The following is a 13,521-nucleotide window of genomic DNA, read 5'->3' on the forward strand; positions in this document are numbered from 1 at the left end:
ACTGCGATTAAAGCATACGCTTTAATCTTGTTCAGGCTGGGGGGTGAGTCTTAAATAAGGTTTGACCGCCTTATAGCCTTTCGGGAAGCGTTGTTTGATTTCTTCTTCATCTTTCAATGAAGGCACAATCACCACATCTTCACCATGTTGCCAGTTTGCTGGGGTTGCTACTTTATGCTTGTCAGTTAATTGTAGTGAATCTACCACCCGCAATACTTCATTAAAATTACGGCCTGTCGATGCAGGATAGGTAATAATCAAACGAACTTTCTTGTTCGGGTCAATAATCACCAATGAACGTACCGTTAAAGTCTCACTGGCATTTGGATGAATAAAGCCATACAGCTCAGAAACTTTACGGTCTTTGTCTGCGATAATCGGGAAGTTGACCGTGGTGTTCTGCGTTTCGTTGATGTCCTGAATCCAGCCTTGATGTGATTCAACATCATCAACTGAAAGGGCGATGGCTTTCACTCCGCGCTTGTCAAACTCATCTTTTAGCTTTGCGGCATAGCCAAGTTCCGTGGTACAGACTGGGGTGTAGTCGGCAGGATGGGAAAAAAGGATTCCCCAGCTATCCCCTAAAAAGCCATAGAAATCAATATCGCCTTGGCTTGATTGTTGTTGGAAATTTGGGGCGATGTCGCCTAAACGTAATGTCATGATCAGTCCTCTATACATTCTTTATGTTTTCTATCTCTATTCAATATGCAGTATTCTCTTTATAAATAAAAAGATTGTTTTTTCATTTTGTTATGAATTTTTTGGATATGAATAAGTAGTGATGCTAAAAAATGATCAGAAATACACATTCAAATCGATGTAAGTTAAATGCAAATTTGCTACATTAACGCTCTTTGGTTGTGTGATGTCAGAATCGCCTCGCAGATTTTTTTGCCTGTTTGAATGCAAAGCACTTGTAGTTCTTATTTCTGACTCCATAATAACAGCTAAGAAAAAATTAACCGACCTAGGGTTTGTTGAAATTGACAAACCTTATAACAAACAGGATTAGAGAGTTTATTCATGTTGGCAAGTCTGATCGGAGGTATCTTCGGTACAAAAAATGAGCGCGAGCTCAAACGCATGCGTAAAATTGTTGAACAAATTAATGCGCTTGAACCGACGATATCTGCTCTTAACGATGCAGACCTCTCTGCAAAAACTCCAGAATTCAAACAACGTTTTAGTAATGGCGAAAGTTTAGATAAGTTAATGCCAGAAGCGTTTGCGGTGTGTCGTGAAGCAGCAAAACGTGTCATGGGCATGCGCCATTATGACGTGCAGTTGATTGGTGGTATTACCTTGCACGAAGGTAAAATTGCCGAAATGCGTACAGGTGAAGGTAAAACCCTGATGGGTACTTTGGCTTGTTATCTTAATGCATTAAGCGGTCAAGGCGTTCACGTGATTACGGTGAACGACTACTTGGCACAACGTGATGCTGAGTTAAACCGTCCATTATTCGAATTCTTAGGCTTGAGCATTGGTGTGATTTACTCCATGCAAATGCCTGCTGAAAAAGCACAAGCGTATACTGCTGATATTACTTACGGTACCAATAACGAATTCGGTTTCGACTATCTACGTGACAATATGGTGTTTTCTCTACAAGAGAAAAAGCAGCGTGGTTTAAGCTATGCCATCATCGATGAAGTCGACTCAATTCTAATTGATGAAGCACGTACGCCATTAATTATTTCTGGTCAAAGTGAAGATTCATCTCATCTTTATCAGCTTATTAATAATATTCCTCCAACATTACGTCCACAGAAAGAAGAAAAAGTGGCTGATGGTGGGCATTTCTGGGTCGATGAGAAACAACGTTCAGTTGAAATGACTGAAGTCGGCTATGAAACGGTTGAGCAAAAACTGATTGAAATGGGCTTGTTGGCTGAAGGCGAGAGTCTTTATTCAGCAACTAACCTGAATTTAGTTCACCATGTCACTGCAGCGATTCGTGCACACTATCTTTATCAAAAGAATGTGCACTACATTATTGGCGTTAATCCACAGACTCAGAAAGAAGAAGTCATTATTGTGGATGAAAGCACGGGTCGTACCATGCCTGGTCGTCGCTGGTCAGAAGGCTTGCACCAAGCGGTTGAAGCCAAAGAAAGCATGGAAATTCAACCTGAGAACCAAACGCTTGCAACCACAACTTTCCAGAATTATTTCCGTCTATATAAAAAGCTTTCAGGTATGACAGGTACTGCCGATACTGAAGCTGCGGAAATGAAAGAAATTTATGGCCTAGATGTTGTCATTATTCCAACGCACCGTCCAATGGTTCGTAAGGATCATAACGATTTAATTTATTTAAACCGTAATGGTAAATACACCGCGATTATTGAAGAAATTACCAATATTCGTCAGCAGGGTGTTGCACCGATCTTGATTGGTACTGCGACAATTGAAGCAAGTGAAATCTTGTCTTCTAAGTTGCTACAAGCAGGTATTCATCACGAAGTCTTGAACGCAAAACAGCACGAACGTGAAGCGGATATTATTGCACAAGCGGGTAGTCCAAATGCGGTGACGATTGCGACCAACATGGCGGGTCGTGGTACAGATATTTTGCTGGGTGGTAACTGGAAAGCCAAGCTTGCCAAAATTGAAAATTCAACGCCTGAAGATGAAGCACGCTTACAAGCACAATGGGAAAAAGATCACGAGGATGTTTTAAGTTCGGGTGGTTTGCATATCATTGGTTCTGAACGTCACGAATCACGTCGTATTGATAACCAGTTACGTGGCCGTGCAGGTCGTCAAGGTGACCCTGGTGTATCTCGTTTCTATTTATCGCTTGAAGATGACTTGATGCGTATCTTCGCGGGTGATCGTGTGGTTGCCATGATGCGTGCGATGGGCTTACAAGAAAGTGAAGCGATTGAACATAAAATGGTCAGTCGTTCAATCGAGAATGCACAGCGTAAAGTTGAAGCACGTAACTTTGATATTCGTAAGAACTTATTGAAATACGATGATGTAAACAACGAACAACGTAAGATCATTTATTCGCAACGTGATGAAGTATTGGCTGAAAGCACTTTACAAGATTACATCGAAGAAATGCATCAAGAAGTGGTGAAGGGCTTAATAGCGGACTTTATTCCACCTGAGTCGGTGCATGATCAGTGGGATATCGAAGGCTTGGAAAATGCTTTACATGCAGATTTAGGCATTGACTTGCCTGTACAGCAATGGCTAGACCAAGATCGTCGTTTAGATGAGGAAGGTTTGATTGCACGTATTACTGATGAAGTAATTGCACGTTATCGTCAACGCCGTGAACAAATGGGTGATGAATCAGCAGCAATGCTTGAACGTCACTTTATGTTGAATTCACTTGATCGCCATTGGAAAGATCATTTAGCGGCGATGGATTATCTGCGTCAAGGTATTCATTTACGTGGTTATGCGCAGAAGAATCCAGAGCAAGAATACAAGAAAGAAGCCTTTAACTTGTTTGTGAATATGTTGGGTGTGATCAAGTCTGATGTCGTGACGGACCTTTCTCGTGTGCATGTGCCGACAGCAGAAGAGTTAGCTGAACTTGAAGCACAGCAACAACGTCAGGCTGAATCAATGCGTTTGTCTTTCGAACATGATGATGTTGATGGCTTAACGGGTGAAGTCACTGCTTTTGAAGAAACTGAAGTGACAGAAAATGCATTCCCAGTACCAGAAAGTCGTAATGCACCTTGTCCATGTGGTTCAGGTCTTAAATACAAACAATGTCACGGTAAAATCTAAGTTCATGACTTGATTTAAGCTGAAATAAAAAAAGCAGAGCATCAGCCTCTGCTTTTTTTACGAGAATTTACTTGAGTCCAAGCACGCTTTGTAGTTTCATTATTGGACTTACAGATCTTGATTGAGTTCGCATTAAAAGCGGGAAGACAATGAAAAAACCATTACAACTTTTAATTTTGGCAACTGCGGCGGTATCTGGTTTTGCATTTGCAGACGATGCACCACAAACCACAACTGTGGATAAAGTATTGGCAGCAAAAGGTACCAATACAGCTGAAGCGCAAGTCAAGCGTGAAGTAACAACTGTGATTAGTCCACGTACTGGCATTCGCTATACCTTAGGTGATACAGGCAACCGCCCAATCGTATTGCAAACTGCTGCAATCGCACCTGCAAACTCAGCAAATATTAACCGTATTGTGGCATCAAACCCTGCATTATCAGCACAAAGCCAAGAGAAAGCGAAGATTGCTTTAATCGGTGAAACAGCTGTTCAGGCAGCTAATGCGGCTGCGGCACAAACTGCAGGTACTCAGACTGCTAAAGCAAATTAATTTCAACTTGTTTGGAATAAAAAAAGAGATGCAATTGCATCTCTTTTTTATGGAAGAATTTTATTATAAAAAGCTTGGTAATAAAATTAAGCCAATCAGGATAGCAAAAAGCAGCCACTTTGATACGTAGTAAAGTGGGCGATTACGCTCTTTTAGGCCACGGCCATAGTGATGCACAGCATAGCCGTATTTAAAAATACGGTTAATAAAACCAGTTTTGTCTTGGTCATCATTGGGCGAACTTGCCGCAGACATGACATTACGACCAAACCAGTGATTAAACTTTTGTGCCCAACCCCATTTCATCGGGCGTTCGATGTCACAGAATAAGATAATACGGGTTTCATCGGTTTTGTTTTCAGCCCAATGCACAAAGGTTTCATCAAAGACGGTAGCTTCACCATCTCTCCAGCTATAACGCTCTTGATCGACTTCGATAAAGCAATCATCGCTATTGGGTGTCACTAGACCAAGATGATAACGTACTGATCCTGCATAAGGATCACGGTGTTTACCTAAGTAGCTGCCAGAAGGCAATTCGGTAAACATGGCAGCTTTGACTGATGGAATACTTTCCAGTAACGCTACCGTTTTTGGACAGAGTTGATGTGCAGATGGATGACTATCTTGATACCATTTCAGATAAAAGCGTTTCCAGCCTCGTTTAAAGAAGGTATTAAAGCCTGCATCATTGTTTTTTTCAGAAGCTTTAATTTGATTTTGCAGTTGAATGGCTTCTTCACGAATCACTTGCCAGTTATCCTGCAATGGTTTCAGTTCTGGGAACTGTGCCACATCGAAGAAAGCCTGATTCGGCAACTTAGAAAAGCCCGTCATAAACATGTTGATCGGTGCTAAAAATGTCGAATGGTCAAATAATTGTCGAGATGCTTTTAAGCGCTCTTTACCCCGTAAATAGGTATACAAAAAGCTGACTAAAAATACGGCAACGATAATCACTGCGTACATAACACAATCGTCTAAAAAAAATGAAGGCGGTTATTTTAACACAAAAAATATTTGGAAGAATGCAGCCCTAAGCGCAACTTTATAAGATAAAAACTATGCAATTGAATGGTATTTCAGATGATCTGAGCGTGTATTTTTCACAGATCATCTGAAAAATAATGATTAAATTTGGTTATTTACATCATCATGCTTGGTTTCACGAATCATTAAAAATGCGATCAACGATAAAATGGAAGCCAAACTTAAATATAAACCAACTGCGCCTAAGCCATAACTTTCTGCTAACTTGGTTGCGATATACGGTGCAAAGGATGCGCCGAAAATGCCTGCCAAGTTAAAAGTTAAAGCTGAGCCTGTATAGCGAACTGAAGTTGGAAAGATTTCTGACAATACGGTACCAATTGGACCATAGGTTAAGCCCATAATCGAAAGACCGATACATAAGAACAAGAACACCAGAATTGGGCTACCTGAGCCGAGTAGTGGCGCAAAACATAGTCCGAACAAGGCTGAAAGAATACATACCGCAATTGATGTATTTTTACGGCCAAATTTCTCTGCAAAAATTGCAGATAGGGGAATAAAGGCAGCAAAACATAAAGTCGCTACCAGTTGCAATACTAGGAATTCACCACGGGCATAGCCGAGCTTGGTGGTGCCCCAGTTCAAGGCAAATACGGTGGTGAGATAGAACACCACGAAAGTACAGATTGCTGCAATCGTACCGAGGATGAGCATTGGTAAATGCTTGGTCATGACCTCTTTAAACGGTACATTCACTTCTTTTTGCTTGTTTAATACTTTTTGGAAAGCGGGGGTTTCATGCAACTTTAAACGGATGTATAAACCAACTAAGACTAACACTGCACTTGCAATAAATGGAATACGCCAACCCCATGTCATGAATGCTTGTTCAGACATAAAGGCATTGAGTAGCAGGAAGGAGCCTGTTGCAAGGATGAAACCGATTGGTGCGCCGAGTTGTGGGAACATACCATACCAAGCACGCTTGCCCTCTGGTGCATTCTCAGTGGCAAGCAGTACCGCACCGCTCCATTCACCACCTAAGCCTAAACCTTGACCCAAACGGCATAAGGCAAGCAATAGAGGCGCAGCAAGGCCAATTTGTGCATAGGTTGGTAGTAGGCCGATACAGACAGTTGAAATACCCATGGTCAGTAAAGCAGCAACCAATGTGGCTTTACGTCCGATTCGGTCACCGAGATGTCCGAAAATTGCAGCACCAATTGGGCGGGCAATAAAAGCAATCGCAAAGGTCGCAAGTGACTTGAGCACCGCAGCGCCATCGCTACTTTCAGGGAAAAATAAGTGTGGAAAAATGAGTACTGCTGCGGTGGCGTAGATATAAAAGTCAAAAAACTCAATTGTCGTACCGACAAGGCTAGCAAATAATACCCGTACTTTTGAATTGCTGGCCACTTCTGGGGTGGCAGTCGTAGTGCTTGACGACATACAAGACCTTCATGTTATTCATTCAAGAAACAGAATAGCGGTTGTCTTGAAAATTCCTTTTGAATGTGCAGTTTTACTTCGAAAACTTAATGCTATATATGGACTTATAATACATAACAGTAGATTGCCAAAAAGTGTAATCCTGCGCCTAATAGCACAAAAACATGCCAAATTGCGTGGGTATATCTTACCTTTTTTAAGGCATAAAACAATGTGCCGATGGTATAAGCTAAACCACCTGCAATCAGCAGTTGTACCGCTTCTTTAGACAGATAACGTTGCATATCATCCATCACCAAAACCGCCAGCCAACCCATGACTAAATAGGCGGCTAGAGAAAGTTTTTGGAAGCGATGAATGAATACTAGTTTGAACAAAGTACCGATCAGAGCAATGGCCCATAAGGCGATTAGTAAGTAATGCGCTTTGGCGGTTGGAATGGCAATACTGAGAAAAGGGGTATAGGTGCCTGCAATCAGATAGTAAATCGCGGTATGATCCAGTTTTTTATACCAATAACGTTTACGTTCATCTTGGGCAAAGTGATACAGCATGGAACTACTGAGCAACAGTACCAAGCTAAAGCCATAGACCCATAAACTGATCCATTGCCCTAAAGGCAGGCCATAGCCTTTGATGATCAAAAAGATTGAGGCAATTAAAGCCAGTACTGCGCCAGCCCCATGACTATAGGCATTAATCAATTCTTCTTTGGGGTCATAGTCCAGCAATGTGTTTGTGTTCATCAAGCGATCTGGTTGCATAAAAATACAACTGTATCGTAATGCAATTTCCCTTTTAAAGTAAGACGCTTTAAAATTTAGTTTCTATTTGTCAGGTTTTCATTATGTTTGCGCCGAATTTTTCTTTTGAACAAGAACAGCAGTTTTTCTTGGATATCCAGCAATCTATTGAAAATAAAAGCTTTGATCGTCTGATTTTGAGTCAGTACAAAGGCGAAATAGCGCAACTAGAAAAGATGACATTTCGTGTGATTGAACTGCAGGGACAGGCAAACTTGTCTTGCTTATACCATCACACTACGCAAGACATCACTAAAAACTATAGCATTGCCGAAGGTTTGGAAAAGATTGCTGAATTATTGAGTCTGTCTAAGCAAGCCAATCTCTTTAGTACTGAACAAGATGTTCAACTCAAGAAAAATAAGAAGAAAGCCATGTTGAACATTCAGAAGAAACAAGTATCTACCGACAAAGTAGGGCAACAGCAGCATGATCGTGAAAAGCAGCGCTATGTACAACAGCAAAGTCCATTTTTAAAGCATCTTGGCATTACCGATGAAAAAGGACAAATCATTCCAAGTATGGCGCGTAAGTGGAAACAGATTAATAAATTTATTGAAATTTTTTCGCATGCTTATGAACAGATTGATGCATCACAGCAAGAATTGAATATTGTCGATTTTGGTTCAGGTAAGGGCTATTTAACTTTTGCTTTATATGACTATTTGCAGGCGCAGCATAAAACACCGTTAATAACGGGGGTTGAACTGCGTTCGAATCTGGTTGAATTTTGCCAAAATGTGGCTAATCAAACAGGTTTTAGTCATCTGGATTTCTTTGAAGGGGATGTGCGTAGTTATCAACCAGAAAAGTTAGATGTGATGATTGCATTGCATGCTTGTGATATCGCCACTGACTTTGCCATTCATACTGGTATTCGTCTGAATGCATCCATGATTATGTGTGCACCATGTTGCCATAAGGAACTCCGCCCACAGCTACAAAGTCCAGAGGTGTTACAGCCGATGTTGCAATTCGGCATTCATGCAGGACAACAGGCTGAAATGTTGACCGATACTTTGCGTGCGTTACTACTTAAAGCCTATGGTTATGAAACCAAAGTTTTTGAGTTTGTGTCTTTGGAGCATACCAGTAAGAATAAAATGATTTTGGCGACGAAACGAAAGGATATTCAGCAACCTGATGCAAAAATCATGCAGCAGATTCAAGCGTTAAAAGCCATGTATGGCATTGAAAAACAGAGTCTGGAATTATTATTGCAAGATCAGATGCCAGTCGAGAATATCGGTTGTAAGTGCTAATCGCATTAAAAAAATGCGAGATGAATCTGATGATATCAATCTAAGACGGTTGATATCGTCCCTTGCAATATTGGGTTATAAATAAAAAATGGAATAACAACAAGTAGAGTCATTCAAATGATGAAAAACAAAATTTATCTCGCTGTTTTGCTTTTGGTCTTCTCCAATTTAAGTGAAGCAAAAGAATTTGAGAGCCCACTTAATCAGAAGGGCGTCGCCAGTTTTAATCCTTCAACGCAAGCCAGAGTCCGTTTATACGGCCAAAATGGCCAGCAAATATATATGCAGCATACTTTTGATTGTAAAAGTAGAAAACAAGGGATACGTGAAAATTTAAGTGGCTACGGGGCATGGAATGCTTTCAAAACCTTTACCCGAATCAATATGAATTATTCGATTGGTATGCCGAGAACAATTGTACAAAAGGACATTGAGCAGAATTTTAATACCTATCAAATGGTGACCTATAAGGAATATGTGGTTACTGCCAATCAACCGATCAATCTGCATGGATTTGTAGTCGGTACAGAGCGTACTACGGGCAAAGCCAAAGTAGTCGATGGATGTGAAAATACGGAAGCTTCATTTAAGCCTCAAGCAGGCCGCGAGTATGAAATATTAGGAGAGTATGAAAACCAGCAATGCCAATTTAAGGTCTATGACTTAGAATCGAGACAACTGGTTTCTGTCTCAGAGCAAGCCTATATCTGCCCAAAAGATAAGTGGAAGTTTTGGGGGAAAGGTGAGTAATGATGAGCACTTTGATTTTAGACGCCTGATGACAAACTTCGCGTATGAGAAGTTTGTCAGGATCTGAAAACCAGTTAATGCTGTTCGGTTGCGACTTCAGAAGCGGCTGCTGGTTGAGTATGTTGCTGTTCCTGTTGTTGCGCTTTACGCTGTGCACCTGGCATATAATCCGGTTCTTGAGTCATGGCCAAATAGAAAAAGCTTAAAAAGATGGTACTCAGTACACCAACAATGATGACAAATTTCCATCCCAACACGGTTTCTTCATTTGAATCTTTTTTTGGGGATGGTTGATTATTCATAATAAATTCCAAAAATAACAAAACATAAAACTAGATTTTGCGCCTTTTGGGGCTGATTTGCCAAGTAGAAATATGGAATTGAGGATAAGAGATGAGCTCATACTTTAGATAGCGAAGCATATTACCAAGCGCCTGCTGCCATGGTTGAATTTAAAAAAAGCTTCGCTATCCAAAGTAGAATTGAAATTGATTGGATCAGGATTAAAGCCTATTCCAGTCCTCAATTGCCTTTAAACCTGTTTCTATACCTACATCATAACTATAACGGATTTTGGCTTTATTCTTTGAAAGTCGACCTGCCATATTTTTTAAATCTGGTGGGCAAACTTCCAGAATTTTCTGACCAGAGGCCGAGCGGGTAAATTCGACGGCATCGTTATAACGTTGAGTTCGCGTTAATAAACTTTGTGAAAAACCACGTTGCTGTTTAAACAGGTATTTGGCAAGCAATTGATCACCTTTACTGCTGGCCTTATAATAATTTTTTGGACGAGTTCTGAGTACCATTAACTTAGAAACATCATGCTGTTGTGCTGCCCAATGCACGGGTAAGGCATCTGCAACACCGCCATCAAAATAAGGTTCACCAAAGACTTCAACGGCTTGACGCGTTAAGACAGGAATTGAACTCGATGCTCTTAAACCTTCTAAGATATTGTCTTTTGAAGCTTTGATATAAGTGGCCTCACCTGAAATGGCATGGGTCAATACCATATAAAATTCAGGATGATTGGCAAATAGATGAGCTTGATTGAGCGGATGCTCTTGTTCTACCACATCCCACATCCATTTTAAGTCCAGCAAGTCACCACCTTTGAAAAAGCGACCATATTGGATAAATTCAGTGCGGAGCGAATGATCTAAATAGATTTGTAGGGTGCGACCTTGTTGTGCTGCAAGGTAATTGGCGACATTGGTTGAACCAGAAGAGACACCAACGCAGAGATCAAAGGGATTAAATTGTTGCTGTAAAAATGCATCTAAGACACCGCTGGTGAATGCACCGCGCATTCCACCGCCTTCAACGACCAGTGCCTGACGATTTTGTTGAAGCATTGAAAATCTCGAATATCATGATAAATCCATGTTTTACACGGATTTATCATATTCAGCAATAACACTTTAGTGATTGTGTTGATGTGCTTCCGTTGCCCCTGTTTCTGTTGTCACTGATGATTGTGACATTTCAGCAGGAGTTGCCGCTTTCTTCTGGTTCATTGGCATATAATCTGGTTCATTATTAATAGCCAAGTAGAAAATCACCATAAACAGTACACTGAGAACTGTGGTGATAATTAATGCTTTCCAACCCCAAGGCGAAGTTTCTGGGCAGAGTTTCTCAGACATAAGAAATTTCCAAATGATGCAAAAAATAAAGCAGAATTGAGAAAGTTATAGCATAAATTGTGATGCATTACTCAGATGTTTTGCTGTGATTTTGTCGAGCGCATAAAAAAGCCCGTACAGACAAGGAGTTCCATACGGGCCTTAATCGGCTTGGCTAAATCGAGATTATTGAATCACAGTATTTTGCTGTGCTTTTTCTTTCAATAATTTTGGCGGCGTAAAACGCTCACCATATTGTGCCGCTAGTTGCTCGGCGCGTTGCAATGATTTTTGAATGCCATTTTGATTCAGGAATTGAATGGCACCGCCTGTCCATGGAGCAAAACCAATTCCGAATATCGAACCGACATTGGCATCAATCACAGACTCTAAAACACCTTCTTCATAGCAGCGCAGGGTATCTAGTGCCTGCACAAATAAGAAGCGGTCAATCATGTCTTGCTCAGAAATGCTGTTGTCTTTCTGCCAACGGCTGAGACCATCCCATAAATGTTTTTTACCATTTTCCGGATAGTCATAGAAGCCTGCACCTGCTGCCTTACCTTTACGGTTTAGCTCATGAATCATGGTGTACACCACCTCATCCACTGGGGTTTTGGGCAAATCTTTACCTTCTGCTTGCAGGGCTTTACGGGTTTCTGCTGCAACATGTTCAGTTAAGGTTAGAGAGACTTCATCCTGAATAGCGAGTGGGCCAACCGGCATACCTGCTTTGAGAGCGGCCATTTCAATCTTCGCTGGATGCACACCTTCTGCAAGTAGACGCATCCCTTCTTGAATGAATGTACCAAACACGCGGCTGGTGAAGAAGCCACGGCTGTCATTCACGACAATAGGTGTTTTGGCAATTTGCTGAACAAAGTCGTAAGCCTTCGCCAATGTATCAGCAGAGGTCTGTTTACCTTTGATAATTTCAACCAATTGCATTTTATCGACTGGACTAAAGAAATGTAGTCCAATGAACTTTTGAGCATCTTTACTCGCCGTCGCCAAACCAGTGATTGGTAGGGTAGAGGTATTCGATGCAAAGATTCCACCTTCAGCCAAATATTGTTCAGCTTCTTGCGTCACTTTGGCTTTCAGTTCTTGGTTCTCAAATACTGCTTCGATGATCAGGTCACAGCCTTGCAAGTCCGCCGCATTTGCCGTTGCAGTAATCAGTGCTAAAACTTGGTCACGCTTTTCTGCGGTCATGCGACCTTGTGAAACACGTTTATCCAAAAGTTTTTGTGAATAAGCTTTGCCTTTTTCTGCGTTTTCAACAGAGACATCTTTCAGGATCACAGGGATGCCTTTGATTGCCGTCGAATACGCGATACCCGCACCCATCATGCCCGCACCTAACACACCCACTTTAGTCGCTTGCCATTTTGCAACATCCGCAGGGCGACTTGCGCCAGACTTGATTGCATTGAGACCATGCCAGAAAGTACCGATCATATTTTTAGAAATCTGACCGACCGTGAGTTGCGTAAAGTAACGTGATTCGATACGCAAAGCGGTATCAACATCAACCTGTGCACCTTCTACTGCTGCCGCCATGATCGCTTCAGATGCAGGGTAACAGCCTTTGGTTTTATCACGTAGCATCGCAGGGGCAATCGCAAGCACTTGTGCCACCGCAGGCGTTTTCGGATCGCCACCTGGGATCTTGTAGCCTTTAACATCAAAAGGTTGCTGTGACTTTGGATTGGCTTTGACCCAAGCAATGGCTTTGTCTAACAGTTCTTGTTCGTTCTCAGCAGTGTCATGTACCAAACCGAGCGACTTCGCTTTATCCACGCCAAACTGCTTACCTTCCATCAGGAATGGAAACGCATTTTGTAAGCCAAGTAAACGTACCATCCGCACGATACCACCACCGCCTGGCAGCAAGCCTAAGGTCACCTCAGGCAAACCAAATTTGGTTTTTGGATCATTGATGGCAATACGGTAATGACAGCCTAAAGCAATTTCCCAACCGCCACCGAGCGCCGTACCATTTAAGGCAGCGACAACAGGTACACCTAAAGTTTCAATCGCACGTAAGTCATCCTTGAGTTCCTCAATCATTTTGAAAAATTCAGTGGCATGTTCAGGTTGTACTTGAATCAGCTCATCCAAGTCACCACCGGCAAAGAAAGTTTTCTTGGCAGAACGGAAAATAATGCCTTTTAGATCCGTTTCTGTTTTAAGCTTTTGGCTGACGTCATTGAGTGAATCACGGAATTCTGCATTCATGGTATTGGCAGACTGACCAGATGAATCAAGGGTAAGAATTACAATATTGTCAGCGTTTTTTTCGTATTTAATAGCGCTCATGTTG

The 13,521-nt window shown here is 41.6% G+C and carries 12 protein-coding genes; 4 read left to right on the top strand and 8 right to left on the bottom strand.

Going from position 1 to position 13,521, the window contains the following annotated elements:
* Window positions 1-21 precede the first annotated feature (21 nt).
* Entirely contained in the window at window positions 22-663 is a 642-nt protein-coding gene (locus tag B2727_RS08450; protein ID WP_033133874.1) for a peroxiredoxin, read from the bottom strand.
* Between the two features lie 363 nt (window positions 664-1,026).
* On the opposite strand from B2727_RS08450, the gene secA reads away from it, so the two are divergent.
* Window positions 1,027-3,756 carry a preprotein translocase subunit SecA gene (gene secA / locus B2727_RS08455; protein ID WP_004802826.1) on the top strand — a complete coding sequence of 910 codons (2,730 nt, stop codon included), beginning with the start codon at window positions 1,027-1,029 and terminating at the stop codon, window positions 3,754-3,756.
* A 149-nt stretch (window positions 3,757-3,905) separates the two neighbouring features.
* Complete coding sequence (locus B2727_RS08460) at window positions 3,906-4,310, top strand: hypothetical protein (RefSeq protein ID WP_004802827.1); 405 nt, start codon at window positions 3,906-3,908, stop codon at window positions 4,308-4,310.
* Window positions 4,311-4,373: 63 nt separating this feature from the next.
* On the opposite strand, the gene lpxO is transcribed toward B2727_RS08460, so the two are convergent.
* From lpxO to trhA, 3 genes are all read right to left on the bottom strand, one after another.
* On the bottom strand, window positions 4,374-5,279 hold the full coding sequence (gene lpxO, locus B2727_RS08465; RefSeq protein ID WP_005206139.1) for a lipid A hydroxylase LpxO: 906 nt from the start codon (window positions 5,277-5,279) through the stop codon (window positions 4,374-4,376).
* A gap of 162 nt (window positions 5,280-5,441) precedes the next feature.
* Window positions 5,442-6,752, bottom strand: a complete 1,311-nt coding sequence (locus B2727_RS08470; RefSeq protein ID WP_005206138.1) for an MFS transporter — start codon at window positions 6,750-6,752, stop codon at window positions 5,442-5,444.
* Between the two features lie 104 nt (window positions 6,753-6,856).
* Entirely contained in the window at window positions 6,857-7,498 is a 642-nt protein-coding gene (trhA, locus tag B2727_RS08475; RefSeq protein ID WP_023271383.1) for a PAQR family membrane homeostasis protein TrhA, read from the bottom strand.
* A gap of 101 nt (window positions 7,499-7,599) precedes the next feature.
* Here trhA and B2727_RS08480 point away from each other — a divergent pair, with 101 nt between their 5' ends.
* The gene (locus B2727_RS08480; RefSeq protein WP_241345118.1) at window positions 7,600-8,817 is read left to right on the top strand and encodes a class I SAM-dependent methyltransferase; all 1,218 of its coding nucleotides are present in this window, start codon (window positions 7,600-7,602) and stop codon (window positions 8,815-8,817) included.
* A gap of 117 nt (window positions 8,818-8,934) precedes the next feature.
* Window positions 8,935-9,567, top strand: coding sequence for a hypothetical protein (locus tag B2727_RS08485; RefSeq protein ID WP_050511472.1), 633 nt, complete (start codon window positions 8,935-8,937; stop codon window positions 9,565-9,567).
* 74 nt (window positions 9,568-9,641) lie between these two features.
* Here the strand turns inward: B2727_RS08485 and B2727_RS08490 are convergent, their stop codons facing one another.
* From B2727_RS08490 to B2727_RS08505, 4 genes are all read right to left on the bottom strand, one after another.
* The gene (locus B2727_RS08490; RefSeq protein ID WP_033133877.1) at window positions 9,642-9,869 is read right to left on the bottom strand and encodes a hypothetical protein; all 228 of its coding nucleotides are present in this window, start codon (window positions 9,867-9,869) and stop codon (window positions 9,642-9,644) included.
* 201 nt (window positions 9,870-10,070) lie between these two features.
* Window positions 10,071-10,925, bottom strand: a complete 855-nt coding sequence (locus tag B2727_RS08495) for a patatin-like phospholipase family protein (protein WP_033133878.1) — start codon at window positions 10,923-10,925, stop codon at window positions 10,071-10,073.
* A gap of 66 nt (window positions 10,926-10,991) precedes the next feature.
* Window positions 10,992-11,216, bottom strand: coding sequence for a hypothetical protein (locus B2727_RS08500; RefSeq protein ID WP_033133879.1), 225 nt, complete (start codon window positions 11,214-11,216; stop codon window positions 10,992-10,994).
* 165 nt (window positions 11,217-11,381) lie between these two features.
* A complete protein-coding gene (locus tag B2727_RS08505) occupies window positions 11,382-13,517 on the bottom strand; it encodes a 3-hydroxyacyl-CoA dehydrogenase NAD-binding domain-containing protein (RefSeq protein WP_241345119.1) in 2,136 nt (711 codons plus the stop codon).
* Window positions 13,518-13,521: the final 4 nt, after the last annotated feature.

This window comes from Acinetobacter sp. UBA991 (genome assembly GCF_002292065.1).
Classification (GTDB): domain Bacteria; phylum Pseudomonadota; class Gammaproteobacteria; order Pseudomonadales; family Moraxellaceae; genus Acinetobacter; species Acinetobacter higginsii.

Bases quoted from the DNA above. Each gene is read 5' to 3' on its own strand.
- B2727_RS08450 (WP_033133874.1), bottom strand. From the start codon at position 663: ATGACATTACGTTTAGGCGACATCGCCCCAAATTTCCAACAACAATCA.
- secA (WP_004802826.1), top strand. From the start codon at position 1,027: ATGTTGGCAAGTCTGATCGGAGGTATCTTCGGTACAAAAAATGAGCGC.
- B2727_RS08460 (WP_004802827.1), top strand. From the start codon at position 3,906: ATGAAAAAACCATTACAACTTTTAATTTTGGCAACTGCGGCGGTATCT.
- lpxO (WP_005206139.1), bottom strand. From the start codon at position 5,279: ATGTACGCAGTGATTATCGTTGCCGTATTTTTAGTCAGCTTTTTGTAT.
- B2727_RS08470 (WP_005206138.1), bottom strand. From the start codon at position 6,752: ATGTCGTCAAGCACTACGACTGCCACCCCAGAAGTGGCCAGCAATTCA.
- trhA (WP_023271383.1), bottom strand. From the start codon at position 7,498: ATGAACACAAACACATTGCTGGACTATGACCCCAAAGAAGAATTGATT.
- B2727_RS08480 (WP_241345118.1), top strand. From the start codon at position 7,600: ATGTTTGCGCCGAATTTTTCTTTTGAACAAGAACAGCAGTTTTTCTTG.
- B2727_RS08485 (WP_050511472.1), top strand. From the start codon at position 8,935: ATGATGAAAAACAAAATTTATCTCGCTGTTTTGCTTTTGGTCTTCTCC.
- B2727_RS08490 (WP_033133877.1), bottom strand. From the start codon at position 9,869: ATGAATAATCAACCATCCCCAAAAAAAGATTCAAATGAAGAAACCGTG.
- B2727_RS08495 (WP_033133878.1), bottom strand. From the start codon at position 10,925: ATGCTTCAACAAAATCGTCAGGCACTGGTCGTTGAAGGCGGTGGAATG.
- B2727_RS08500 (WP_033133879.1), bottom strand. From the start codon at position 11,216: ATGTCTGAGAAACTCTGCCCAGAAACTTCGCCTTGGGGTTGGAAAGCA.
- B2727_RS08505 (WP_241345119.1), bottom strand. From the start codon at position 13,517: ATGAGCGCTATTAAATACGAAAAAAACGCTGACAATATTGTAATTCTT.